Genomic DNA, 25,062 nt, shown 5'->3' on the forward strand with positions numbered 1-25,062 from the left:
GCGTGTAATACACTATTTGCTAAACGGGATAAGTAATATTGTTAAACACAAGCCTTTAAATTTCTTTAACGAAGCTCATATATTGCTGCATATCGCCAACAACTGCTTGCGCTAATAATTCGCTTGTTTTTACTGCGTACGGCTGCTTAAAGTGAATATCCCACAACGCAGATTCACTGCGCCAATGTTCATAAACAACTAATGTATCGTCGTTATTTTCAATACTATACAAATCAAACACTAAGTTACCAGGCTCTTGGCTGCGCGTTTGCGTTACATGAGTTGCGAAACGCTCAATGACTTTATTTTTAAAACTTGGCTTAATCTTAAAAATAAAAAACACAATACATATATCATCTTCAGGGTTAACAACTTTTGTATTACGCTCATGCAGCGGAGCTGGCACTGTATTTTCTAATAACATGACCTGTGGCGCCGATTGGCTGATTTCAGGCAACGCATTTAATAACGTTTGTGTGTAATCTTGTGCGCCATGGTAATCAACTGCATTTTGATCTTCAAAACGCTCATAAGCAAAAAAGACGCCTGGCTCGTTTTTATCCTGATATAAACGCATCTCTATAAGACCTGTTTCGGCTTTAGCGCCTTGCTTGTCTTCTTCTAGTAGCGCTTTAAATTGTGCGATGTGCTCGTCTTTAATTTCAAACTTAACAATTTGCGTGATCATAATTAGCTCCAGCTTTAAATTACTTATACCAATACGCTTAATTAAGTGATCTATTTTGAGGCTTGAAAATCATGTTGATAGCTAGGCAAAAAACTCGCTATTTAGTTGTTCTAAGTAGGAATTTTTAACGCCGGTAGCGACACGTTTAGCCCCGCTAAATGATTAAATATTATTACGGATTGGCATTATTAGGGCTAAAGGTACACTGCACTTTATTACTTAAATCAATCATATTGAGTGAGTAAATGGAGTGAGTAATAACAGCACCTAACCTTTTGATGAGGTAATTATGCGCATGCAAACAAGGGAGAAAAAGAGAGGATATACCCAATTAATATGGACTGTTTTGTCCATAATAAATTTAAAGCAAAAAAAAAGCCCTGCATGTGTATGCAGGGCTTTAATATAAATGGTGCCTCGACCCGGAATCGAACCAGGGACACGAGGATTTTCAATCCTCTGCTCTACCAACTGAGCTATCGAGGCACTTAAACAGTGCAATTAAATGTTTAAAACATTTAATTTAAATAAATGGTGCCGACTAACCGAGTCGAACGGTTGACCTACTGATTACAAGTCAGTTGCTCTACCAGCTGAGCTAAGTCGGCACACTAAACTGTGTGCTAAGGCACGTTCAATTTTAAAGATTGAGAACTTAAAGTAAATGGTGCCTCGACCCGGAATCGAACCAGGGACACGAGGATTTTCAATCCTCTGCTCTACCAACTGAGCTATCGAGGCACAAAAACTGTGCAATTAAATGGTGCCGACTAACCGAGTCGACGGGTAACTTGAACAGACTACTGATTACAATGTACTTTTCAAATTACTAAAATAAATGGTGCCGACTAACCGAGTCGAACGGTTGACCTACTGATTACAAGTCAGTTGCTCTACCAGCTGAGCTAAGTCGGCACACTAAACTGTGTGCTAAGGCACGCGTAATAACGTTTAAACTATTGATTAAACACCACTACTTTAATAAATGGTGCCTCGACCCGGAATCGAACCAGGGACACGAGGATTTTCAATCCTCTGCTCTACCAACTGAGCTATCGAGGCACTTTAACAGTGCTAATTAAAAATCATAAATGATTTTTAATGCAATTCCCACTCAGCGCTATCGACTGAGCCATCTGGGCGTGCGGCGTATTAAACGAGTTTTGCCCTTACAAGTCAACTTTTTTTTTACTCTTTATAACTGTTTGAACGGTTTTCACACAACAAAGCGAGTTTTTATAGACTAATGTTTATTTATCCAACAAAAACTCACAAAAAACCTTAATTTAATCAATTAAACCAGACTAAAAACGTAGTGAATTATTTTACGTAAATGATACGATTACTGTGAAAATACGATAAGGGCTTATCGTACAAACAAATACCAATGGGAACAATCAATGCAGAGTAAATTCTCTTCGCCGGTGAAAGGCTTACTGCCGCTTTTTTTAATAATTAATATTGCAGTAACAGCGCTTGCTATTGTTGCCTTTGCGTTTTATTCGCAAAACACACAACCTGCACCAGCAGCCAAACAAAAAGTAAGTATTACGCAGCTAGCACAACAACTTGATTTACCAATGGTAGATGCACTTACTATGTATGGGCAAGGCAAGGTTCGCCAGCTACTTGAGCTTACTTCAGTATTAGATGATGAGTTTGAATATACGCTCTATCGCTTTAATGCCACCTCAGAAACCCAACTTGTATATAGCAGCACTAAACCCGCTATCGAGTCTAAAAAAGTAAATGAGCATTTAACTGAGCAAGGTGTATTGCACCATATATTGCTTTTGAACGACCAGCCTATTGGTGAGCTAATAATAAAACAGCAGTTACCAGCACCGCCTTTAACGCAGCAAGACTCGCAAGTAATAGCCTATATTATTGCAATTGTAAGCGTGTTTGCCTTATTTGCATTAGCTCTACTATTTAATACCTATATAAATACTCGCTTACGTAAAAGTAGCCATTTGTTAAATGAAGAACTTCAAGCGATTACCGAAAATGGCAATTACGACAGTAAAGTAAGTGAAAAACTAGACTTAGGCTTATCTGGCGTGGCTAAAAACATAAACTTGCTACTAGATAAAGTTAACTCGGTAATGTCTGAAAAAGAGGCTGCGCAAAAAGAGCTTCAAAAATTACAAACTGGCCTTGAGAGCGAAGTACAACAAAGAACAATTGCATTAGAGCAAGCGACATTAAAAGCACAACGTGCTAGCGAAACTAAAACGACCTTTTTAGCCACTATGAGCCATGAAATTCGCACGCCTATGAACGGCGTTATTGGCACTATAGATTTATTAAGACAAACAGAGCTTGATGGCGCGCAGCATCGTTTAAGTACTATTATCCGTGAGTCAGCGTTTTCACTATTAAGTATTTTGGATGATATTTTAGACTTCTCTAAAATTGAAGCGGGTAAGCTAAATATTGACCCTACGCCTTTTTCAGTTACTGATACGATTGAAGAAGTGGCTCGCGTGCTTTCATCTGTTGCTAAAAAGCGCAAATTAGATTTAGAGCTTTCTATTGCGCCAGATATTCCAACTAATTTAACGGGCGATACAATACGGGTTCGCCAAGTACTGTATAACCTTTGTAGTAATGCAATTAAGTTCACCAGTACTGATGACAAACGCCAAGGGCACGTAAAAATATCGGTAGAAGTGGCCCATAATACGGCAGATCATTTTACGCTGCGTTTTTGCGTAACCGATAATGGCAAGGGCATGACCCAAGCGCAACTGCGAGAAATATTTAACCCGTTTGTTCAAGCCGAAAACTCAATTACCCGTGAATACGGCGGCACTGGTTTAGGGCTTTCTATTTGTAAAAGTTTAACCGAGCTTATGCTCGGTACTATTAATGTAACTAGCCATGCAGGCATTGGTAGCGAATTTACCGTTGAGCTTCCATTTGGTACCTCAGGAAAAATTAAGTACGCACATAAAAATGCGCTCAATGGCAAACATGTAGTGGTAGTGAGCAATCATTTAGAGCGCGAAAAAGCAATGTACCGCTATTTGTCATTTATGGGCGCTAAAATTACCTACGTGCACAACCAGCAAGAAATAGAAGCTCAACAAGAGCAGCACGATATTATCTGGGTTGTCGATGGCATAGATGATATGGAAAAAGTTAACTCTTTACTGCGTCGTCTTATTTACTCACTTGAAGATAATAATCAACAAGTAGTGGTATTAAGTAAGCTTGATGAAGCCGCTATAAACCATAAAAATGTATTTTATATTAATGCCTCACCGCTGTGTAAATCTAACTTTATGATGTCGATATTGGTAGCAGCAGGCTTGCATCAACCTAAACAAATTAAAAAAACAAAAACACTCAACAATTATTTAAATGTTGAACAAGCACGCGATGCCAATAAACTCATTTTATTAGTAGAAGATAACCTACTAAACCAGCAAGTTTTAACCGACCAACTGCATATACTAGGCTATGGCGTTGAAGTGGCAAATAACGGTGAAGAAGGTTTAGATATGTGGCGTCAAAACAATTACTCGCTCATATTAACCGACTTACATATGCCAAAAATGTCAGGTTACGATATGGTTGAAAAAATTCGTGATGAAGCCGAGTTGTTAGATTCTATAGACGCTCAGCCCTATATTATTGCGGTTACTGCCAATGCGCTCAAAGGTGAAAAGGAGCGTTGTCTGGCGGTAGGTATTAATGACTTTATTACTAAGCCTATAGAGCTTAATGCCTTAGAAGATACCTTAAAGCGTTGGTATGATAAGCATAATAAAGACCAAACTGTTGTTATTCATCAAAAGCCTGCCATGCCTATTAATATGGACGCGGTATCGACTTATGTAAACGGCGACGAAGCCAAACAATTACGCTTTTTCAAAATGTTTTTAGAGCAAAGCCAAAGCCTAATTAAAAGTATTAATTCCGGCGTTATGGTTAATGACAGAGACGAGATCAGCAGTGCTTGTCATCAGCTCAAGGCTATCTCTAAAACTATTGGTGCTGAGGCCGTTGCGCAATGTGCAGAAGAGTTTGAAGAGAAGTGTCGAAATGCAGAGCTTGATACTGATGAGCTAATAGCGCAAAGAGATACCCTTGAAATTGAATACTCTAAAGCCGCACAGTTTTTAAAAGAGCAAGTGCGCTCAGCGAATACTGATGAAGAAACGCTATAAAATATAGCTATAAAAAAAGGGCTATACAGCCCTTTTTTTATGCCTAAAAATTACTTTTCAGGAGGTCGATAACCTTCAATTTCTACGTCTTTGTCTTCAAACAAAAAGCCAACCATTTGCTCTTCTAAAAACGTACGGTGCTCTGGGTCCATCATATTTAAATGCTTTTCGTTAATTAGCATAGTTTGCTTATGCTGCCACTGGCCCCATGCTTCTTTAGAAATATTATTAAAAATTTTCTCGCCTAGTTCACCAGGGTATAACTGAAATCCAAGCCCTTCGGCTTCTTTTTGTAACTTTTGACAAAATACTGTACGTGCCATAATTGACTCTCTTAAGCGCTAAATGCTAATAGTTTAACCTATTGGGCTCATTTGTTTAACCAACTTTTTAGTCGGTGCAGCTAAACCCACCTCTATAGATTGATCGAGTGGGTACCACACAAGTTGTTTATCGTTTACTACATCCGGTACGTTATTAATATTAAGCACATGTGGATTTATCGTCAGCTCAAAATGCGAAAACACATGAGTAAAAGGCGTTAACTCTTCCAGCTCGGTTTTTAAGCCTTGCTGATTTAAAAATAACACCATTTCGCTGTATTCGTTAAACTCAAAAAAGCCAAACAGACCGCCCCAAATACCGCTACTTGGGCGCTTTTCCATTAAAACTTTCTCGTCATGCTGAATAATTAATTGATGACAACTCTTTTTAGGAACCACTTTTTTAGGTTTAGAATAAGGAAACTCTTTTACTTTACCGGCATTAAATGCACCGCAATCGCTATTAAGTGGGCACGCTTGGCAGTCAAAGCGACTGCGAGAGCAAAGGCTGGCGCCCAAGTCCATCATGGCTTGGTTAAACTCAGTCACATTGTTTTTAGGGGTTAACTGGGTAGACAAATGCCAAAGTTGGTTTTCTACTTTTTTTACCCCATACCATCCTTCAACCATAAAATAACGGGCAAGCACTCGCTTAACATTACCATCTAAAATAGGGTGGTGCTGGCCAAGCGACAGCGATAATACCGCACCTGCCGTAGAGCGCCCTATTCCGGGTAAATCCATGACCTCTTCAAGTGTAGTTGGAAATTTACCTTGGTATTTATCTCGCACTATTTTGGCCGTTTTATGTAAGTTACGTGCCCGTGCATAGTAACCTAAGCCAGTCCAATGATGCAGCACTAAATCTTCATCTGCATTTGCTAAAGCAATGATATCTGGGAAGCTTGCCATAAACTTTTCAAAGTATGGAATAACCGTAACAACTTGCGTTTGCTGTAACATTACTTCTGACACCCACACTTTATACGGTGTTTTACCTAGTTGCCAAGGCAGTGTTTTACGCCCATGAAGGTGATACCACTGAACCACTTGGTTAGCAAATTTGTCTGACTGCTGTTTATTTAAATCCAACATATACTACTTTTACTCATGCTCAATAGCGGCTCAGTCTATTGCAGTTAATAAAAAGATCAAGGTATGAAGGGGCTATAACACGCTAATACTTGTGATTAGCTGCGTGGTCAGGGATAATACGCAACCATTTTTAAACACATTGTTTTTGTCAGGCCAATAATATGAGTGAATCAAGTAACAACAACCTTGAGCAAGCTAAGCAAGAAGGTAAGTATATCCGCACAATTCGCAGTTTTGTAAAACGCGAAGGCCGCTTAACTAAAGGCCAAGCTGCCGCAATTGAAAAATGCTGGTCAACTATGGGGCTTGAGCACAAAAACGGCCTACTCGACTTAGCCCAAGTATTTGGCAATAACAATGATGTAGTATTAGAAATTGGTTTTGGTATGGGCAAGTCATTAGTTGAAATGGCAAAAAATGCACCGCACCTAAACTTTATTGGTATTGAAGTACATCGCCCAGGCGTTGGTGCATGTTTAATGGATGCAGATGAAGCCGGTGTTACTAATTTACGTGTATTTGAACACGATGCGGTAGAAGTACTCGCTGACTGCCTTGCAGATGAAAGCTTAACAACGCTGCAGTTATTCTTCCCTGATCCATGGCATAAAAAGCGTCATCATAAACGCCGTATAGTGCAAACAGAATTTGCTGAAAAACTGCGTAGCAAATTAAAAATTGGCGGTGTTTTTCATATGGCTACTGACTGGGAAAACTACGCCGAGCACATGCTAGAAGTTATGCAAGCAGCGCCAGGCTATAAAAATCAGTCATCTACCAACGACTACGTACCTCGCCCTGATTCGCGCCCACTAACTAAGTTTGAACAGCGCGGCCACCGTTTAGGTCACGGCGTATGGGACTTAATGTTTGAGCGCACAAAATAATTACACTAATTTACTAATCAATAATTTGTAAGGCAAAGCCATTTATGAGCGTATTAACCAACCCAAGTTTACTGTTACTTCGTAATAGCGAAGAACTAGTGGGAAAATCTATCTTGGTGGTCAACTTTGTTCAAGATGGCTTTTTAGCAGAGCTAAAGCAGCTAAATCCTCAAAGTGCCATCACCGCATTTAGTTATAACCATGCTAATGGGGAATTTGCTAAAAAAATAAATGGCATAAACGTGTGTGTTAACCATGAAATGGCCGCCAACGATTACGATTTAGTCATTCTTTACTACCCAAAATCAAAGCCTGAAGTATTAATGGCACTTGATAATATTCGCGCCGTGATTAACGAAAAAGCACAGCTCCTTGTGGTAGGCGAAAATAAAAGTGGCGTTAAGTCGATAGAAAAACAGCTCGCGGGCAAAGCGCAGTACAGTAATAAAATTGACTCAGCTAAGCATTGTATTTTGTTCTCATTTGAGCAACTAGAGAACAACCCAACCTTTGAGATTAGCCGCTACCATAAAACGTTTAGAGTAAATGTAGCAGGATTAGAGTTTGATGCTATCAGTGTTCCGGGAGTATTTAACCACGGCGCTTTAGATGCTGGCACAAAAATGCTACTAGAAAATGCCCCGACCACTAAACAAGGTAATGTACTAGATTTTGGCTGTGGCGCAGGCTTAATAGCCACTTTTTTAGGTATTAAAAACCCAGCACTGACTTTTACTTGCAGCGATGTGAGCGCACTTGCAACTTATGCTACTGAGCAAACATTAAAGCTTAATAATATTAAAGGCGGCACTATTTTAAGTGATGGCTTAAAAAATATTAGCGGCAAGTTTGATTTAATAGTTAGTAACCCGCCTTTTCATACTGGCATAGCGACCGACTACACAATTGCAGAAGCATTTTTATCAAATGCTAAGCAGCACTTAACCAAGGTAGGAAAGCTAAGCATAGTGGCTAATAGCTTTTTAAAATACCCGCCAATTTTAGAGGCGCAATTTGGTAGCTTCCACACTGTGTACAAAAATAACAAATTTGCCGTTTACAGTAGCTAACTAATTATACTTAGTTAGGCTAAGTGTAATTAATACTTAGCCTAACTTTCGAATAAATATCAGAATTAATTTCACTATTTCCCTTCACTTTCTATGGTTTTTGCTAAACTAAAGTTCTAAATATAAATATTCATGCTTAGGCGATGCAGCAATAATGCCAAAAAAAGTACATCAAAAAAGTATTCGAAAAACGCTGATCAACACCATCATGCTTATCACTGCTATTTGTTTAACTTTATCGGTTTCAATTTCCACTTATATGAGTGTAAAAGAACAAAAGGAACTGATCATAAACAAGCTCGTGATCCTTTCCGATATTGTTGCTTTCGACGCCGCTGATTCATTGGTAAAAGACGACAGAAAAACAGAAGAAAAACGCCTAAAGTCGTTTGAAAAAATCCCCCTTGTTAAAAACATTCATATTTACGCAATAGAAAAAACATCGAGTAAACCTGTATTTTTTATTAGCTTTAATGCTAAAAAAACCCCACCTGTTCCGCTGCGCGTAGACAGCATTAAAGAGCTTAACGAGCCAAGAGTGACCAACAACTACATTGAGCTAATAACACCTGTGCTTAATAACGAGCAGGTGGTGGGTTACGTTTATATGCGTGGCAGCTTAGAAAGCCTAGATGAATTTATAAAACAAAAAATTATTATAGATATTTTCCTTACCCTGTTTATTTTGTTTTTTGTGTACTTTATAGCGATAAAAACACAAAAAAGTATCGCTAACCCTATTGAACACTTAAGTGTATTGCTACAAGACGTATCAAAAAATCATAATTATGACGTACGCGCACCAAGCACCAGCGTAAAAGAGGTTACAGCCTTATCAAACAGCTTAAATATCATGCTTACTCGCACCCGTAAGCAAATAGAACGTCATGAAAAAGACAAACTAGAGATCAAACAGCTCAACCAGAGCTTAGAAGAAAAGGTAAGCCAAAGAACAATAGCCCTGCGCGAAGCAAACCAAGAACTGCTTTCTACCCTTGAGCGAATGCATCAATACCAAGAACAAATAGTAGAAAACGAAAAAATGGCATCTTTAGGGCAAATGGTAGCCGGCGTAGCCCATGAGGTTAACACCCCAATTGGCCTAGGTATTACTGGCTCAACCTTGCTGCGCGATAAACTTGCCGATATTCAGCTTAGTTTTGATAATAAGTCTCTTACTTCTAACCAATTAAAACGCTTTATTGACGAAGGTATCGAAAACCTTGATTTAATTTATAGAAACCTAAACCGTGCGGCCGACCTTATCTCTAACTTTAAAAAGGTAGCTGTAATTCAAGATGATGGGATTAAAACCCATGTAAACATCCATAGGTTAATATCTGATGTGTTAATGTCGATTCAATCAGAGTTAATAAAGTCAAAGCCTAACGTTGTGATCAATTGTCCGAGTGATTTAACCATTGAAAGTAAATCTGAGCCACTACAACAAATTTTCCAACAGCTTATTTTAAACTCTGCCATTCATGGTTTTAGCAATAGCAAAAATAACGAAATTAAGTTTGATATAGAAATAACAGGCCCACAAATAAAAATAATCTACACAGATAACGGCCAAGGCGTTGATAAAAATGTCAAAAACAGGATATTTGACCCATTTGTAACCTCTAAGCGGGGCCAAGGGGCTAGTGGTTTAGGCATGCACTTAGTGTACAACTTGGTAACCCAAGCGCTGGGTGGGCATATACTGTATGACCTAGATGCAAAACCCGGCGTACGCTTTGTTATTACAATTCCATAAAAAGTGTTTAAAAAAAGAGTATTTATTTACGCTTTTTACTTGAATTACCATTTAATGACCTTATAGAGAGAGCATGTGATATTTCATGTTTAATTATTTAACTTGATCTAATAATTAAGCGATACAATTTCTGAACTTTATTGCTTTTGCAGTATCACATACATTGATGAAAGGTTATAAAATGATATAATTCCGTTTTGAATTTGCGCGATTATTTTTAGTACCTTTAAGCGATTGGTGGATGTATCAATTGTTAAAGGAAATGGCTTCGTTTTCATAATTCAAAAAGCTGCATCCGTTATATATCATTAAACAGTAGTTTTTGCACAATGCCTTTTGGTTAGTTTGGAACACCCCTACTGTTTTATTTTTATCCAACTTGTTTTTTCTTGTTAACATTTGGGTATAATCCTATAATCTCTAGTAATCGAATTATTTAGTTAAGATTCGATTTTTTGTAAATAAAATATTCCAAAAAGGTTAATTAATAATGCAAACGCCAGTCATTCTAATCGTAGAGGATGAAGACGTAACTCGACTAAACCTCGTGAGTTTATTTGAAGCTGAAGGTTACAAAGTTATTGAAGCCATTGATGGCGATGATATGCATGACAAGCTTACAAATAATGATGACGTCAATCTTGTAGTTATGGACATCAACCTACCGGGTAAAAACGGGCTGATTTTAGCACGTGAATTACGCCAAAAACGTAAAGTCGGTTTAATCTTTTTAACCGGCCGTGATAACGATGTAGACCGTATTTTAGGTTTAGAAATTGGTGCTGATGATTACATCACTAAACCTTTTAACCCTCGTGAATTGACTATACGCGCTCGCAACTTAATTACCCGTACAGCGCTAGGCGGCGAAGAGTCAGTGCTAGAAACCAACGGTGTAATTACGTTTAACGGTTGGGAACTTGACGAAAACAGCCGTTGTTTAACGTCACCAAATGGTGATGCTAAGCGTTTACCAAAAGGTGAATACAGAGCGCTACGTTTAATGCTTGATTCTCCAGGGCGTATTTTTAGCCGTGAGCAACTTATTAAGCATATGACTGGCCGTGAGCTTCGCGCTAATGACCGTACAGTAGATGTAACGATTCGTCGTATTCGTAAGCACTTCGAAAGTGATAATTCTACTTCTGAGCTAATCAGCACCATCCATGGTGAAGGTTACCGCTTTATTGGTAAAATCGACGCTTAATTAGAGTAAACCGCTTACTCTAATAATTGTAAAAACGAATGAAGGGCAATTTGTCCTTCATTTATTTTATCTGCCAATGTATCTAACCATTCTTTTAGTACTTCATCTGATTCATCAAGCGCACCGTGTTCCATCTTTTTAGCATGTAACTGTACGTCGTTTAATCCTACAGAGCCCGCAGCGCCTTTAAGCTTATGCGCCACCGATTTGTACTCTTCCCTGTCGTTTTCATTTAACGCGCTTTGCAGCTCTTGCTGATATTGCGGGTTTAGTTTTTCAAACAAACCACTGCTGCGCTTAAATACTTCAAGCCCCATAGAGTTTACAAAGTCTTCAATGGTTTCAACATCAAGCACACCTGCATTAATGCCCTCAAGCGCTTCTTTACTTACCGTTAGCAGCGGTTTGTCTGATTCACTTTGTTGAATATCAAACAAATCAGCCAGCATTTTATCAAGCTTTATTGTATTAATCGGTTTAGCAAGCGCCCCTTGCACCGAAATACCTTCTAAGTCTTCTTCGGCGCTACGTACATTCGCTGTAAGCGCAACGATAGGTAATTTATCAAAATGGCTATCGGCACGTATTTGTCTTGCCACCTCATCACCATTTATATCGGGCAGTTGCATATCAAGTAGTACTAAATCTAGCTCGTCTTCGGTTTCTACAAACGAAAGTGCATCTTCACCCGTTTCGGCCCAAATCACTTCATGGCCTCGCTGCTCTAACAGGTTAGTCGCAATTTCAGCATTTAATGGCACATCCTCTACAAGTAAAATATATAAACCTCTACCTGCATAGCTTTGTTCGGTAGGCGCTACACATAAGCTAAGCGGTATGTGCACTGTAAAGCAGCTGCCTTCACCTTCTGTACTGGTTACCGAAATAGTGCCTTTCATTGCACTGACTAACGCTTTGGTTACGGCTAAACCAATGCCTGAGCCAATCGCGTTTTTACCGCTTAAATCTGGGGCTTTGTAGTACATATCAAATATGCGCGAGAGTTGATCCTCTGGGATCCCCTGCCCTGTGTCTGATATTTGAAGTTCAAGCCACGGCCCGTCGTTACGCTCTTCTCGGCTACATGTGAGTTTTACCTCGCCATGCTGGGTAAACTTAACGGCATTATTAATTAAGTTCCATACCACTTGGCGTAAACGCGTTGGGTCTAGGAGTGCATAAACATCTAATGTGCCATTTCGCTCAATTGAAAATTCAAGCTCTTTTTGTTCAGCAATTAAACCTGCAAAGTTCACTACATCGTTAATAAAGTCTGAAACGTTAATAGAGTCGGTTGCTATATCTAACTGCTCTCGGTCTATTTTATCTAAATCTATAATATCGTTAAAAATATTACCTAAGGTTTCAGCGCTCGAAAACACCGTATTACACCAACTGCGTTGCTGCTTATTAAGCTCTGTATCAAGCAGCATGCGGGTTAAACCTACAATGCCATTTAATGGCGTGCGCAGCTCATGACTAAGCGTTGCTATAAACTTACCTTTATCCTTATAGGCTGTTTCAAGCGCTTGTGCTGCTTCTTTACGGCTGGTTATATCACGGCCAAATGCAAGCAAACCTATGTAGTCACCTTGATCGTTTATAAACGGTAATTTACGCAGCTCAAACCAACGGTTTTCGCCATTAACCATATATTCAACATCAATTGTCAGCGCTTGATGCGTTTGCTCTACTTGTTTATCGGTTCTGAGTACTTCTGCTAAAAAGTAGCTAGGGAAAATCTGTTCCACTGTTTTACCAATTAGTTCAGCACTGGTTTTGCCCATAACCTCTTCAAACATTTTATTACAGCCGGCAAACACGCCGTTGTTATCTCGGTAATAAAATAAATCGGGGGAAGAGTCGACAATAGAGCGAAGGAGCATGCCTTGCTGAGCAAGTTCTTGTTGTGTTTTTTTACGCTCTGCTATTTCGCGGCGAAGCTCTTCAATGGCGCGATGCTTGGCATGAAAAGCCATTTTTCGCTCATCTATTTCAATGTTGAGGCGGTTGATATTATCTTTTAACGTTTGATTTAACAGCTTTTCTTGTTTTGTGGCGCTGTCTAAATAAGCGTATGAGGCATCTAATTGTCTAATCGAGTTGAGTAAAATACTGATCATAAAAGGAGATACAACCGCGGTAAAAAATACCACTGCTAAAATATCAACTAAATTAACCTCACCCAGTGCCACATAATAAAACATACTCGACAATATAAGCGACACGCCTAATAAAAGCGCGTAGCACATTGCCGCGGTTTTTAACTCGCCAAAGCGAGTTATTAAACTAGAAAGTACTCGAGCCCAAGGGCTCAAAGAAGAATCGGTCATAGGTCAGTGTATCTCGTTACTAGGCATAAATAAAAAGTGCCTATTAATAGTCAAACGCATTTTGCAGCAGATTTTAGCATTTTTCTATTAGCTATATTCATGTTGTGCGACAAAAACAGAAAATTTTCATGTTTACTTTTGCCTACTTGTTAAACTCATCATTTCAGCAATAAATTATTTAGTGTAAAATGCTGCGCTTTATTATGACCAATAACGAGTAGCGCACATGCAAACCAACATGCCCGATATAGCTGATACGGCTCCCGCCTTACAAACAGGTAAGTTAGACTGGGTTGGTATGGGCGAAATAGAACTGCCATTTATTTTTGAATCGAAAGATTTAGCACCCGTTACCGTTAACGCAAAAGCGCGTGCCTTTGTTAATTTGCATAAAGAAGACGCTAAAGGCATTCATATGTCGCGTTTATTTTTAGCGCTTGATTTACTCTCAACAGAGCAACAAGTTAACCCACAAACTTTAGCTCAAGCACTCGATACCTTTATCACCAGCCACGAAGGATTAAGTGACAAAGCCCAAATAGAGTTTAAATTTGAGTTACCACTGCGTCGTAAATCGTTGTTAAGCGGTAAAGCAGGTTGGAAAAGCTACCCAATTACCCTAACCAGCACTATTGAAAATAGCGTAATTAGCTACGAGCTAAGCGTTGATGTTACTTATTCATCAACCTGTCCATGCTCTGCAGCACTTGCTCGCCAGCTTATTCAAAATGCTTTTAGCGAAAAGTTTAATCAAGAAACACTTAATCAAAAAGATGTTTTAGCATGGCTAGGTACAACACAGGGTATTGTGGCAACGCCTCACTCACAGCGTTCAATTGCAAACGTTAAAGTAAAGCTAGACAACACGATTAGTGAATTTGACGTAGTAAATTTAATTGATACATTAGAAGCTGAGCTAAAAACCCCGGTACAAGCGGCAGTAAAACGTGAAGATGAGCAAGAATTTGCCCGCCTTAACGGTCAAAATTTAATGTTTTGTGAAGACGCTGCACGTAAAATTAAAGCGGTTCTTGAAAACGATAACTTTAGTGATTACTGGCTACAAATTAATCATTACGAATCACTCCATGCGCATGATGCAGTCGCTATTGCCGTTAAAGGAATTGAGGGCGGTTACAAAGCCTAGCAGCCCTGCTGCATTAATAATAAATACATACGGTAATTAGCCATAACAACCAATTTTTAGGCACGTAAATTGCTTTACTTGAGCAGTGTCAATTTGTTGTTATGGAGTTACCGTATGGAATTCGCTTTATTATCAATTTTAGTATTAGTGGTTGGGGCCTCTGTGGTTGCGTCAAAATTTAGTGATGATGGCGGCAATCCCTATCCTTTTACCCGCAAACAAACCGTGTTTACACAGGTTGAGGGTGCATTTTTAAATCTTTTAGAGCGTGCGGTAGGCGATCAATATAAAATTGTGAGCCGCGTCAAACTCATCGATGTAATCGACTGCAAGCAAGGCCTCTCAGCTAAATCAAAACGTGCAGCTTTAGCTAAAGCTAAAAATAAGCAACTCGATTTTGTGCTGGTAGATAAAGAAAAAATGACGATAGTGGCAGCGGTCGATTTAGTTAACAACGCCAATAAAGATGGCCACAAAGCGCAGCGCGACTGGTTTGTAAACGGCGCTTTAGAATCTGCTGGCATTCCACATATTCGTATGAAAGTAAAATCAGGCTACCGCCCTTCTGAGGTGCGCGATGCAATTATGTTTAAATTAGGCAAACCTGCAGCGGTGCAATCGGCTCGTCCAATACGTAATCGTGTAAGTAAACCTGCGGTATTGTCACCTTCTCAGGCTAAAGCGCAAACCACTGCGTTAGCCGAAATTTAAAATAGAATTAAATACTCTCCTAAAAGTATTTAAAGCGAGCCGTAAAACAGCTCGCTTTTTTGTTTTTTATTGCTAACTTCACGTATAATCTACGTATTCAAACTCAGGAATCAAACACTATGAATGTTGGTATTATTGGCGCAATGGAGCCAGAAGTTAAAATTTTACGTGAAGCAATGCAAAACCCACAAGTGCTAACTAAAGCAGGGTTTACCTTTTACACAGGCGAATTAGCAGGTAATACAGTAACACTTGTGCAATCGGGTATTGGTAAAGTGGCATCAACGATTGCAACCACGTTATTAATTGATAACTTTAATCCTGACTGTGTTATCAACACAGGTTCTGCCGGTGGCTTTGATCCCTCTCTAAGTGTTGGCGATGTTGTTATCTCTTCAGAAGTACGCCATCACGATGTAGATGTAACCGCTTTTGGCTACGAAATTGGCCAAGTTCCACAAATGCCAGCAGGCTTTGCCGCACACCCAAAACTAGTTGAAGCTGCCGAGCAAACCATTGCGCAAATTAGCGAAGTAAAAACCTTAGTAGGCTTAATTTGTACGGGTGATTCATTTATGTGTGATCCAGTGCGAATTGATAAAGCACGCAGCGACTTTCCTACAATGCTTGCAGTAGAAATGGAAGGCGCATCTATTGCACAAACGTGTTTTGCGCTTAATACGCCATTTGTGGTTATTCGCTCTATGTCTGACATTGCCGGTAAAGAGTCGCCGCAATCGTTTGAAGAATACCTAGAGACTGCATCAATCAATTCATCAAAAATGGTTGTTGCACTATTGGAAAAACTAACAAAAGTTACGCTGTAAATGCTAAGCAATATTGTTCAAAACCATTTGGACTTTATTGCCTTTTTTGTGGCGCTCATTGCTGAGCGCTTTTTCCCGTTAAAAAGCTGGTATCACCCTAATACAGTATTAACCGCTGTATTTAGTGCTATAGAAAAACGGATTTATAAACCAAGTGAGCCTAAAAGTTACCTTTATTTAGCCTCCACTCTTGCCTGTACGCTAGTTTTAAGCGTTATTCTTATTATTATTGTGTTACTGCTTGAATTTGCCTTTTATCCTGAGCTGCTCGCGGGCCTCATTTTATATTTGTGCCTAGAAAGCAAAGCGATTGAAAAAAAAGCCTTGCGTGTTGCAAAGTTAGTAAAACAAAACCAAAAATCTACCGCGCGTGAACTCGTAAAGCCACTGCTAGCCCGAGAGGTTAATAAGCTCTCAGCGCCAGGTATTATTAAAGCTTTAATTGAAAGCTTAATTTTACGAGCTGCCCGTAATTACTTTACCGTTATATTTATATTTTTATTACTTGGGCCAATTGCCGCTTTAGCGTATCGGCTACTGACTTTAATGCAGCATGCTTGGCGCACCGATATTTCACCTAATAGCCACTTTTTAAAACCGCTTAAACTACTTTTGTTTATAATCGAATTTATCCCCGTACGCTTACTTGCATTAACCATTGCCGCAAGCAAAGCCAGTAAACAAAGTATGCATTACATAAAGCACTATGGCAGACACTTTTATCAAACAAATACGGGGTGGATTTTAAGTGTGTGCTCCGCCTCTATTGGCGTACAGCTAGGCGGCCCTGCGGTTTATTTTGGTAAGCGTTTTAATAAAATGCGAATTGGTACCGAGCGACTCCCAAAAGCCGAAGACGTGCCTGTGATCATAAATAGATTAAATCAAGCGCGTGCATTTTGGCTGTTAGTCATTATCAGTATTGAGATATTAAAGCTGATTTAATGGTTTTTTAGCAGCCAAAATACGCGCACAAAAAAACCAGCCTAAGCTGGTTTTTTAGTTTTAACTGCGCTTACGCTACAGTAATGTTGGCAAACTTACGCTTACCTACTTGGTAAATAGCGGTCGTGCCTTTTGCTACTTCAAGTTTTGTATCAGTGATTTTATCTTCACCGTTAAGTTTTACTGCACCTTGCTTAATCATGCGCATTGCTTCAGAAGTACTGGCTACTAAATTAGCTTCTTTAAGTAAGTTAGCAATTAAAATACCTTCTTCTGCAATCGTAATTGTCAGCTCAGGGATTTCATCAGGTAGCGCTTTTTTCTGAAAACGTTTGATAAAATCATCGTGTGCGGCTTGCGCAGCTTCTTCACTGTGAAAACGTGCAATTAACTCTTTCGCCAGCTCAATCTTAATATCACGCGGGTTAGCGCCCTGCTCTACGCGTTGTTTTTGCGCTGCAATTTCTTCGATTGATAAGCTGCTTAGTAAGTCGTAGTAGCGCCACATAAGTACGTCGCTAATCGACATTACTTTACCAAACATATCGTTTGGCGCATCAGTAATACCAATGTAATTACCAAGCGACTTAGACATTTTTTGAACGCCGTCAGTACCTTCAAGTAATGGCATCATTAATACTGTTTGAGGCTTTTGGCCTTCTACTTTTTGAAGCTCGCGGCCCATTAAAAGGTTAAAGCGCTGATCAGTACCACCAAGCTCTACGTCTGACTCAAGTGCAACCGAATCCCAACCTTGTACGAGTGGGTATAAAAATTCGTGAATTGCAATGGGTTGGCCGTTGCCGTAACGCTTTTTAAAGTCGTCACGCTCTAGCATACGCGCTACAGTTTGATTAGCTGCAAGTTTGATCATACCTGCGGCACCCAGGTTTTCCATCCATGAAGAGTTAAAGGCTACGGTGGTTTTAGCTGGGTCTAAAATCTTAAAAACTTGCTCTTTATAAGTCTCAGCATTGGCAAGTACATCTTCACGGGTCAGTGGTTTACGTGTTACATTTTTGCCTGTTGGATCGCCAATCATGCCGGTAAAGTCACCAATTAAGAAAATAACCTCATGACCTAAATCTTGAAAGGTTTTCATTTTATTAATTAGTACAGTGTGACCTAAATGTAAGTCTGGCGCGGTAGGATCGAAACCGGCTTTAATTTTTAACTTTTTGCCCGACTTTAGTTTTTCAACTAATTCGTCTTCAATTAATATCTCTTCTGCACCGCGTTTTATCTCTGCTAGAGCGGTTTGTAAATCCACTGTGTATTACTCCAAAATTCTGCCAACGAAGGGGCAACTAGATGACTTGCTACATAAGGGTTTAAAACAGATTTAAACCAAAAGCACTTATGTTGCTAACATAACAAATTTCTACCTAATTAAAACAATTTTTTATGCGAATAATGCAACTAAACTCAATAAGCTTAGTCTCACTGTGTTAGGCAATTAGAAATGGTGTTTAAACGCCGATTTTAGCGCACTTTAGAAACAGTTTAAATCGATAAACTTAAACAACTATAAATTGTCATTTTACTAACATTTGCGGGGCTTTTAGCTTTATTTACTAGTATTCGTACCTTATTACGTATATCCTGCATTAATATATATTTTATTTTCACGACAGCAGAAAAGGCACGTTATGGTTCACGTGGTTAACACGCTTCCCAAAAAACACAAATTGCTTATTCTAGGTTTGGTTTCTGCTATTGTTGGCTTAGCCTTTCTTCCTTCAGAAAAAGCGACTGCATCCAAAGACAATAGTGCAAATGCACTAGAAATTGGTAAGCGTTACGAGTTACAAGTTAAAGTTGAAGACAACGAAAAATTAACTGAATTAAATTCGCCAGAAGCAGCAGAAAAGCTGCCAGAATACGACTTAGTCGATCATCAAGTTAAAAACGGCGATAATTTAGCAATTATCTTCAAGCGTGCTGGCTTTTCAGCGCAAACGCTTCACAAGCTAATTAACACCAATGCTGAAACACGCAAACTAACTAAAATTCACCCAGGTGAAATACTTAGTTTTGCAACAGCAGAAAACGGTGATTTAGCTCAGCTTCGTTATGTTATTTCAAAAACAGATACTTTGTTTGTTACCTTAAATGACGAAGGTAATTACGACACATCAATAGATAGCAAAGAAATAGAAACACTGAGCAAAACAGCCGGTGGTGAAATTTCTAGCAGCTTTTGGACCTCAGCAATTGCTGCAGGCTTAAGCGAGCGCCAAATAATGAACTTTGCTGATATATTTGGTTGGGATGTGGATTTTGCCAACGATATTCGTAAGGGCGATCAGTTTGGGCTAATTTACGAGTCGCATTATGTTGATGGCGAGTTTATTGGCACTGGTAAAATTATTGCGGCAGAATTTATAAACCAAGGTCAGCGTTATGCGGCTATTCGCCATACCGACGGCAGCTTTTATACGCCTGAAGGGCGCAGCATGAAAAAAGCATTTTTACGTGCGCCGGTAAACTTTAAGTATATTAGCTCGAGCTTTAACCCACGTCGCTTACACCCAGTAACAGGGCAAGTAAGAGCGCACCGTGGTATTGATTACGCTGCACGTACAGGCACTCCGGTTGTAGCCTCGGGTAACGGTAAAGTAATTAAAGCAGGTTACAGTAAGTACAATGGTAACTACGTATTTATAAGCCATGGCACACAGTACGTAACTAAGTACTTACACCTTAACAAAAAGCTTGTTAAAACAGGCCAAAAGGTTAAACAAGGTGACAAAATTGGTACGGTGGGTTCTACCGGCCGTGTAACAGGCGCGCACCTACACTACGAATTTTTAGTAAATGGTGTACACCGTAATCCTAAAACCGTTAAGTTACCTAAGTCTGAGCCATTACCACGCTCTGAACTTGCTAAGTTTAAACCTATTGCCGAAAACTTTATTGCACAGCTTGAACGCAATCGCGAACTACAGCTAGCACTTAAGTAACGTATAAGTTATAGATACTAAAAAAGCCTTTGCAGGGTTAACCTGCAAAGGCTTTTTTGTGTTTTTTATTAATTTATTAGTTTATTAGTTTATTAATTTATTAATACATAAATAAGCTGTACGACTAAAGAAACCATAACCAGCGGCCAAATATATTTGCTGTATTTGGTTGCGCCATCCAACCCCATTTTACCTTGGTACTTTTCAAGCAAAGGTATCAGCACCGCTAGAGCGACAAACAAGCAAATTAAAATAACAAATATATTCATTCCTAAACCTTAATTATGGTAATTCATGGCCTTTGGCGCTTACATACAATGCATACCAATGTTCGCGACTTAACGTAACATTTAGTGCACCGCATGACGCTGCAATACGCTCAACGTTCGTTGTGCCAATAATTGGCTGTATTAATGCAGGGTGGCGTAATAACCAAGCTAAAACAATTGCCTCAGGTGTTGTATCGTAAAGTGCAGCAAGCTTATTTACGAGTATGCTGGTATTTATATCGGCTTGCGATGCATTTGTTAAATCGCCACCTGTGTATAGCCCTTGGCATAAACTTCCCCAGCTTTGTATTTGAATATCAAAGTGGCGGCAATACTCTACACTGCCCGGTGTAAAGTTAAGATCTTTTCCATCTGCATTACCTGCATAAACACCTTCATCAACAAATTGGTGTTTTTGTAAACTTGCTTCAATTTGATTAGCAACAATAGGCATATCTAGGGCATGTTGTAAAAAGTTCATTTGGTGCTGCTGCATGTTTGATACGGCAAAATTACGTACTTTGCCGCTTTCTTGAAGACAGCTAAATACTTGTGCAATTTCTTCTACTTCCATTAGCGGATCAGGGCGATGAAGCATAAGCACATCAAGATAATCGGTGTTTAAACGTTTAAGTGAACCTTCAACTGACTCTTCAATCCACTTGGCCGAAAAGTCGTAACGCTTAGGGCCTTTATCATCTTCAAAGCGTATACCGCATTTAGATTGAATATACATGTGCTCGCGCAGCTCTGGTCGCTCAGCTAGTGCTTGGCCAAATACCTGCTCGGCTTTGCCAAAGGTATAAATATCGGCGTGATCAAAAAAGTTAATGCCGCCAACTATGGCTGCATCAATACACTCGTGAGTTTGCTTTAAGTGAGCCTTAGTAATGGCGTCTTTATTCCAACCGCCGCCTAGGCCCATACAGCCAAAAACGAGTCTACTAACATGAGGTAAATATTTTGCCAAAGGGGTGTGAAGCATGATGACTATCCTTATTAGAGTGCATAGCCCTCACTGTAAACAAAAACACGTCTGCAAACAAACTTTAATACGTACAGTTTTATAGGCATAAAAAAAGCGCAGTAAACTGCGCTAATCGGTTGGATTAAATCCTAAATACTAGCCAACAAGCGCTAGTAATATACCTGCGGCTACGGCACTTCCTAGCACCCCAGCTACGTTTGGCCCCATAGCATGCATAAGTAAAAAGTTATGTGGATTATTCTCAAGCCCAACTTTATTAACTACACGCGCCGCCATCGGTACTGCCGATACACCCGCAGCACCAATTAAAGGGTTAATAGGTGTTTTAGAAAGCTTGTTAAGGCCTTTTGCCATAAACACACCCGACGCTGTACCAATAGCAAATGCCAGCGCACCGAGCACCAAAATACCAATGGTTTCTACAGTTAAAAACTGATCAGCCGCTAGTTTAGAGCCCACTGCCAAACCTAAAAATATCGTGGTTATATTAATAATTTCGTTTTGGGCACTGTTACTAAGCCTATCCACAACACCAGACTCACGCATTAAATTACCTAAACAGAACATACCTACTAAGGGAATAGCCGCTGGTAAAAACATAGCGGTTAAGCTCAGTACCATTAAAGGAAATACTATTTTCTCTTTTTTAGATACTTTGCGCAGCTCTGGCATTTTAATAGCACGCTCATCAGGTGTAGTTAATGCGCGCATAATAGGCGGCTGAATAATTGGCACTAACGCCATGTAAGAATAAGCAGCAACCGCAATGGCACCTAGTAAATCAGGGGCAAGCTTAGATGCTAAAAATATGGCTGTAGGGCCATCGGCACCACCAATAATGGCAATGGCTGAGGCATCTTGTAAGCTAAATTCAAAGCCAGGTACATAGTTTAATAAAATTGCCCCAAACAAGGTGGCAAAAATACCAAACTGCGCGGCTGCACCCAGTAATAACATACGCGGGTTGGCAATAAGCGCACTAAAATCAGTCAGCGCCCCTACTCCCATAAAAATTAATAAAGGGAAGATCCCCGTATCAATACCTACGTAATACACGTAATAAAGCAAACCACCTGGGTCAGAAAGCCCAGCAACCGGAATATTAGTCAGTATTGCGCCAAAGCCAATCGGCAGCAGTAATAGGGGTTCAAAGTTTTTAGCAATGGCTAAAAACAACAACAAACACCCTACCGCAATCATTATTAAGCTAGGAAACGTAAAGTTAGCAATGCCGGTAGCATGCCAAAGGTTTAAAAGACCTTCCATTAAAGCTACTCCTACGCCATCGCTATAATTGCATCGCCCGTTGTCACAGCATCACCTTCAGACACTAAGACCTCAGCCACAGTACCTGAGTGCATTGCACGAACCTCGGTTTCCATTTTCATTGCTTCCATAATAACAACCACATCGCCTTCGTTTACGGCTTGGCCTGCTTTTACTTTTACTTTAAAAATATTACCTGCCAGTGGCGCATTCAGTGTTTCACCTGATGCAACCGATGCTGATTGTGGTAAGTGCTCTGAATCTTTTAGCGTTACCTCTTTAAGCTCGCCACCTTTCGCAACCACTACATCGTAAACTTTACCGTCAACTTTAACGCTGTATTGCTCAGCGCTAACACCTTTGTTACTTGCAGGTTTTGCTGCAGGCTTAGCGTTTGCATCATCAGCACTTGGCACTGCTTCAAAGGCATCTGGGTTGTTGCGATTTTTAATAAATTTAAGGCCAACCTGTGGGAATAATGCATAGGTAAGCACGTCATCTATTTGCTCATCAGCAAGTGTTAAACCTTGCTCTTGCGCTTCTTTTTGCAGCTCAGCTTCAAGCGATGCAAGCTCTGGGGCTATATTATCTGCAGGGCGACACGTAATAACCTCACAGCCATCAAGCACTCGCTCTTGCAGCTCTTTATTCATAGGTGCTGGTGTTAAACCATACTCGCCTTTTAAAACACCGGCGGTTTCTTTGGTAATTGTTTTATAACGCTCACCCGTAAGCACATTTAGTACTGCTTGTGTGCCTACAATTTGCGATGTTGGAGTAACTAGTGGGATAAAACCTAAATCTTCACGCACGCGTGGGATCTCAAGTAATACTTCATTTAGCTTATCTGCTGCGCCTTGCTCTTTAAGTTGGTTTTCCATGTTGGTTAACATGCCACCAGGTACTTGCGCGAGTAAAATACGGCCATCAACACCTTTAAGGCTCCCCTCAAAGGCAGCGTACTTTTTACGTACATCTCTAAAGTAAGCCGCTATTTCTTCTAGCTGGTTTAAATCTAATTCGGTATCGCGGGGCGTTCCTTCAACAATTGCTACAATGGTTTCTGTAGCTGAATGACCGTAAGTCATACTCATTGAAGAAATTGCGGTATCAAGCATATCAATGCCTGCATCAATGGCTTTTTGATATGTAGCTGTACTTAAACCTGTGGTTGCATGGCACTGCATAGCAATAGGGATAGAAACGGTTTCTTTTAGCCCTTTAATAAGTTGCTCTGCATCGTATGGTTTTAATAAGCCTGCCATATCTTTAATACAAATAGAGTGACAACCTAAATCCTCTAGCTGTTTTGCAAGGGTTAACCACATATCTAGGGTATGCACTGGGCTTACAGTATAAGAAATAGTACCTTGCGCGTGTGCTCCTACTTTTACAGCCGCTTTAATTGCCGTTTCTAAGTTACGTACATCGTTCATGGCGTCAAAAATACGAAATACATCTACACCATTTTTGTGGGCACGCTCTACAAACTTTTCTACCACGTCATCGGCATAGTGGCGGTAACCCAATAAATTTTGCCCGCGCAATAGCATTTGCTGTTTAGTATTCGGCATTGCTTTTTTAAGGGCACGAATACGCTCCCACGGATCTTCACCTAAATAACGAATACACGAGTCAAACGTAGCGCCGCCCCACGACTCAATAGACCAATAACCGGCATCATCAAGTTTGTTAGCAATAGGGAGCATGTCATCTAAGCGCATACGGGTTGCAAGTAAAGACTGATGAGCATCGCGTAAAACAAGTTCTGTTAATTTTAATTTAGCCATGTGTGCCTCTTATTTATTATTTGATTTGTACTGAGCAATGGCAGCACTAATAGCAGCGATGTGCTCGTTTGGCACACCTTGAGATTTTAAAGATGGTGATTTAACCGGTATTGCAACTTCAGCCTCGTCAAAACGAGCAACCAAGTTAGACATGAGTGACACAGCACCAATCAATATTGAAAGAAATACAAACACGCCCACCATGCCCGTAAGCATCAAGCTACCTGCGGTTGTGAGTACAGCTCCTATATCCATTTTCTCCCCCTGCACTATATAGCGATATAAAAAACCGCTTTATTTAAATAATTATTCACCGAATGATAACAAAACTTTTAACTTTGTCTACCACCTGTCAATTGGTAAAACCAATTAAAATTAAACTAACATACAGCCACAATAGTTAACATAGCTAATACTGGGTTAAATTAGCTTAGATATAGATGATAAAAATAACCGTTATAGGCAAAGGTTATATGGTTAAACCCAAAAAAACTTAAAAACCATAAAAAATAGTAAGTTAAACGGCAGGTAAAAAATCATTTTGCGCTAAAATGTAAATTGGTCTTACCAAGACTAGTAAAGAAGCGCACAAAAAATATTTATTTTTTTACTCTCTTTA

The 25,062-nt window shown here is 39.7% G+C and carries 20 protein-coding genes and 5 tRNA genes; 10 read left to right on the forward strand and 15 right to left on the reverse strand.

Annotated features, from left to right (window positions below; translation table 11 throughout):
* Nucleotides 1-55 precede the first annotated feature (55 nt).
* From NQT65_RS12115 to NQT65_RS12140, 6 genes are all read right to left on the reverse strand, one after another.
* Nucleotides 56-688 carry a putative quinol monooxygenase gene (locus NQT65_RS12115; protein ID WP_055254966.1) on the reverse strand — a complete coding sequence of 211 codons (633 nt, stop codon included), beginning with the start codon at nt 686-688 and terminating at the stop codon, nt 56-58.
* 410 nt (nt 689-1,098) lie between these two features.
* Nucleotides 1,099-1,174: transfer RNA gene (locus NQT65_RS12120), tRNA-Phe, on the reverse strand.
* 46 nt (nt 1,175-1,220) lie between these two features.
* Nucleotides 1,221-1,296 (reverse strand) — tRNA-Thr (locus NQT65_RS12125).
* A gap of 57 nt (nt 1,297-1,353) precedes the next feature.
* Nucleotides 1,354-1,429, reverse strand: a tRNA-Phe gene (locus tag NQT65_RS12130).
* Nucleotides 1,430-1,527: 98 nt separating this feature from the next.
* Nucleotides 1,528-1,603, reverse strand: a tRNA-Thr gene (locus tag NQT65_RS12135).
* Between the two features lie 71 nt (nt 1,604-1,674).
* Nucleotides 1,675-1,750: transfer RNA gene (locus NQT65_RS12140), tRNA-Phe, on the reverse strand.
* A gap of 338 nt (nt 1,751-2,088) precedes the next feature.
* Between NQT65_RS12140 and NQT65_RS12145 the strand changes: the two genes are divergently transcribed.
* Entirely contained in the window at nt 2,089-4,863 is a 2,775-nt protein-coding gene (locus NQT65_RS12145; RefSeq protein ID WP_064385646.1) for a hybrid sensor histidine kinase/response regulator, read from the forward strand.
* A 50-nt stretch (nt 4,864-4,913) separates the two neighbouring features.
* Here NQT65_RS12145 and NQT65_RS12150 read toward each other — a convergent pair whose 3' ends face one another.
* Nucleotides 4,914-5,186 carry an oxidative damage protection protein gene (locus tag NQT65_RS12150; RefSeq protein ID WP_004587535.1) on the reverse strand — a complete coding sequence of 91 codons (273 nt, stop codon included), beginning with the start codon at nt 5,184-5,186 and terminating at the stop codon, nt 4,914-4,916.
* Between the two features lie 33 nt (nt 5,187-5,219).
* Entirely contained in the window at nt 5,220-6,281 is a 1,062-nt protein-coding gene (mutY, locus tag NQT65_RS12155) for an A/G-specific adenine glycosylase (protein WP_256851271.1), read from the reverse strand.
* A gap of 161 nt (nt 6,282-6,442) precedes the next feature.
* Here mutY and trmB point away from each other — a divergent pair, with 161 nt between their 5' ends.
* The 4 genes from trmB to arcA all read left to right on the forward strand — a co-directional run bounded on the left by trmB (nt 6,443) and on the right by arcA (nt 11,204).
* On the forward strand, nt 6,443-7,168 hold the full coding sequence (trmB, locus tag NQT65_RS12160; protein ID WP_126006015.1) for a tRNA (guanosine(46)-N7)-methyltransferase TrmB: 726 nt from the start codon (nt 6,443-6,445) through the stop codon (nt 7,166-7,168).
* Nucleotides 7,169-7,212: 44 nt separating this feature from the next.
* The gene (locus NQT65_RS12165) at nt 7,213-8,238 is read left to right on the forward strand and encodes a methyltransferase (protein ID WP_126006013.1); all 1,026 of its coding nucleotides are present in this window, start codon (nt 7,213-7,215) and stop codon (nt 8,236-8,238) included.
* A 154-nt stretch (nt 8,239-8,392) separates the two neighbouring features.
* Nucleotides 8,393-9,997, forward strand: a complete 1,605-nt coding sequence (locus tag NQT65_RS12170; protein WP_256851272.1) for a HAMP domain-containing sensor histidine kinase — start codon at nt 8,393-8,395, stop codon at nt 9,995-9,997.
* 490 nt (nt 9,998-10,487) lie between these two features.
* Nucleotides 10,488-11,204: a two-component system response regulator ArcA gene (arcA, locus tag NQT65_RS12175; protein WP_004587530.1), complete on the forward strand. Its 717-nt coding sequence runs from the start codon at nt 10,488-10,490 to the stop codon at nt 11,202-11,204.
* A 14-nt stretch (nt 11,205-11,218) separates the two neighbouring features.
* Here arcA and arcB read toward each other — a convergent pair whose 3' ends face one another.
* The gene (arcB, locus tag NQT65_RS12180; protein ID WP_256851273.1) at nt 11,219-13,537 is read right to left on the reverse strand and encodes an aerobic respiration two-component sensor histidine kinase ArcB; all 2,319 of its coding nucleotides are present in this window, start codon (nt 13,535-13,537) and stop codon (nt 11,219-11,221) included.
* A gap of 226 nt (nt 13,538-13,763) precedes the next feature.
* Here arcB and folE2 point away from each other — a divergent pair, with 226 nt between their 5' ends.
* The 4 genes from folE2 to NQT65_RS12200 all read left to right on the forward strand — a co-directional run bounded on the left by folE2 (nt 13,764) and on the right by NQT65_RS12200 (nt 17,167).
* A complete protein-coding gene (gene folE2 / locus NQT65_RS12185; RefSeq protein ID WP_055254809.1) occupies nt 13,764-14,684 on the forward strand; it encodes a GTP cyclohydrolase FolE2 in 921 nt (306 codons plus the stop codon).
* 114 nt (nt 14,685-14,798) lie between these two features.
* The gene (locus NQT65_RS12190) at nt 14,799-15,395 is read left to right on the forward strand and encodes a DUF2726 domain-containing protein (protein ID WP_256851274.1); all 597 of its coding nucleotides are present in this window, start codon (nt 14,799-14,801) and stop codon (nt 15,393-15,395) included.
* Between the two features lie 119 nt (nt 15,396-15,514).
* Nucleotides 15,515-16,222, forward strand: coding sequence for a 5'-methylthioadenosine/S-adenosylhomocysteine nucleosidase (gene mtnN, locus NQT65_RS12195; protein WP_004587526.1), 708 nt, complete (start codon nt 15,515-15,517; stop codon nt 16,220-16,222).
* On the forward strand, nt 16,223-17,167 hold the full coding sequence (locus NQT65_RS12200) for a cobalamin biosynthesis protein CobD/CbiB (protein ID WP_256851275.1): 945 nt from the start codon (nt 16,223-16,225) through the stop codon (nt 17,165-17,167).
* Nucleotides 17,168-17,237: 70 nt separating this feature from the next.
* Here NQT65_RS12200 and tyrS read toward each other — a convergent pair whose 3' ends face one another.
* On the reverse strand, nt 17,238-18,437 hold the full coding sequence (gene tyrS / locus NQT65_RS12205) for a tyrosine--tRNA ligase (protein ID WP_256851276.1): 1,200 nt from the start codon (nt 18,435-18,437) through the stop codon (nt 17,238-17,240).
* Between the two features lie 379 nt (nt 18,438-18,816).
* Between tyrS and NQT65_RS12210 the strand changes: the two genes are divergently transcribed.
* Entirely contained in the window at nt 18,817-20,130 is a 1,314-nt protein-coding gene (locus tag NQT65_RS12210) for a peptidoglycan DD-metalloendopeptidase family protein (protein WP_004587523.1), read from the forward strand.
* 92 nt (nt 20,131-20,222) lie between these two features.
* Here NQT65_RS12210 and NQT65_RS12215 read toward each other — a convergent pair whose 3' ends face one another.
* From NQT65_RS12215 to NQT65_RS12235, 5 genes are all read right to left on the reverse strand, one after another.
* Entirely contained in the window at nt 20,223-20,399 is a 177-nt protein-coding gene (locus NQT65_RS12215; protein ID WP_024031605.1) for a hypothetical protein, read from the reverse strand.
* A 13-nt stretch (nt 20,400-20,412) separates the two neighbouring features.
* A complete protein-coding gene (locus NQT65_RS12220) occupies nt 20,413-21,384 on the reverse strand; it encodes an aldo/keto reductase (protein WP_256851277.1) in 972 nt (323 codons plus the stop codon).
* A gap of 138 nt (nt 21,385-21,522) precedes the next feature.
* Nucleotides 21,523-22,653 (reverse strand): sodium ion-translocating decarboxylase subunit beta, encoded by a 1,131-nt coding sequence (locus tag NQT65_RS12225; RefSeq protein WP_256851278.1) that lies wholly within the window; start codon nt 22,651-22,653, stop codon nt 21,523-21,525.
* Nucleotides 22,654-22,664: 11 nt separating this feature from the next.
* A complete protein-coding gene (gene oadA / locus NQT65_RS12230) occupies nt 22,665-24,443 on the reverse strand; it encodes a sodium-extruding oxaloacetate decarboxylase subunit alpha (protein ID WP_256851279.1) in 1,779 nt (592 codons plus the stop codon).
* 9 nt (nt 24,444-24,452) lie between these two features.
* The gene (locus NQT65_RS12235) at nt 24,453-24,698 is read right to left on the reverse strand and encodes an OadG family protein (RefSeq protein WP_024031602.1); all 246 of its coding nucleotides are present in this window, start codon (nt 24,696-24,698) and stop codon (nt 24,453-24,455) included.
* Nucleotides 24,699-25,062: the final 364 nt, after the last annotated feature.

The sequence above is a fragment of the Pseudoalteromonas agarivorans genome, from assembly GCF_024518735.1.
Lineage (GTDB): Bacteria > Pseudomonadota > Gammaproteobacteria > Enterobacterales > Alteromonadaceae > Pseudoalteromonas > Pseudoalteromonas atlantica.

Excerpts from the sequence above, each read along its gene's own strand:
- NQT65_RS12115 (WP_055254966.1), bottom strand. The coding sequence starts at position 688 with ATGATCACGCAAATTGTTAAGTTTGAAATTAAAGACGAGCACATCGCA.
- NQT65_RS12145 (WP_064385646.1), top strand. The coding sequence starts at position 2,089 with ATGCAGAGTAAATTCTCTTCGCCGGTGAAAGGCTTACTGCCGCTTTTT.
- NQT65_RS12150 (WP_004587535.1), bottom strand. The coding sequence starts at position 5,186 with ATGGCACGTACAGTATTTTGTCAAAAGTTACAAAAAGAAGCCGAAGGG.
- mutY (WP_256851271.1), bottom strand. The coding sequence starts at position 6,281 with ATGTTGGATTTAAATAAACAGCAGTCAGACAAATTTGCTAACCAAGTG.
- trmB (WP_126006015.1), top strand. The coding sequence starts at position 6,443 with ATGAGTGAATCAAGTAACAACAACCTTGAGCAAGCTAAGCAAGAAGGT.
- NQT65_RS12165 (WP_126006013.1), top strand. The coding sequence starts at position 7,213 with ATGAGCGTATTAACCAACCCAAGTTTACTGTTACTTCGTAATAGCGAA.
- NQT65_RS12170 (WP_256851272.1), top strand. The coding sequence starts at position 8,393 with ATGCCAAAAAAAGTACATCAAAAAAGTATTCGAAAAACGCTGATCAAC.
- arcA (WP_004587530.1), top strand. The coding sequence starts at position 10,488 with ATGCAAACGCCAGTCATTCTAATCGTAGAGGATGAAGACGTAACTCGA.
- arcB (WP_256851273.1), bottom strand. The coding sequence starts at position 13,537 with ATGACCGATTCTTCTTTGAGCCCTTGGGCTCGAGTACTTTCTAGTTTA.
- folE2 (WP_055254809.1), top strand. The coding sequence starts at position 13,764 with ATGCAAACCAACATGCCCGATATAGCTGATACGGCTCCCGCCTTACAA.
- NQT65_RS12190 (WP_256851274.1), top strand. The coding sequence starts at position 14,799 with ATGGAATTCGCTTTATTATCAATTTTAGTATTAGTGGTTGGGGCCTCT.
- mtnN (WP_004587526.1), top strand. The coding sequence starts at position 15,515 with ATGAATGTTGGTATTATTGGCGCAATGGAGCCAGAAGTTAAAATTTTA.
- NQT65_RS12200 (WP_256851275.1), top strand. The coding sequence starts at position 16,223 with ATGCTAAGCAATATTGTTCAAAACCATTTGGACTTTATTGCCTTTTTT.
- NQT65_RS12210 (WP_004587523.1), top strand. The coding sequence starts at position 18,817 with ATGGTTCACGTGGTTAACACGCTTCCCAAAAAACACAAATTGCTTATT.
- NQT65_RS12215 (WP_024031605.1), bottom strand. The coding sequence starts at position 20,399 with ATGAATATATTTGTTATTTTAATTTGCTTGTTTGTCGCTCTAGCGGTG.
- NQT65_RS12220 (WP_256851277.1), bottom strand. The coding sequence starts at position 21,384 with ATGCTTCACACCCCTTTGGCAAAATATTTACCTCATGTTAGTAGACTC.
- NQT65_RS12225 (WP_256851278.1), bottom strand. The coding sequence starts at position 22,653 with ATGGAAGGTCTTTTAAACCTTTGGCATGCTACCGGCATTGCTAACTTT.
- oadA (WP_256851279.1), bottom strand. The coding sequence starts at position 24,443 with ATGGCTAAATTAAAATTAACAGAACTTGTTTTACGCGATGCTCATCAG.
- NQT65_RS12235 (WP_024031602.1), bottom strand. The coding sequence starts at position 24,698 with ATGGATATAGGAGCTGTACTCACAACCGCAGGTAGCTTGATGCTTACG.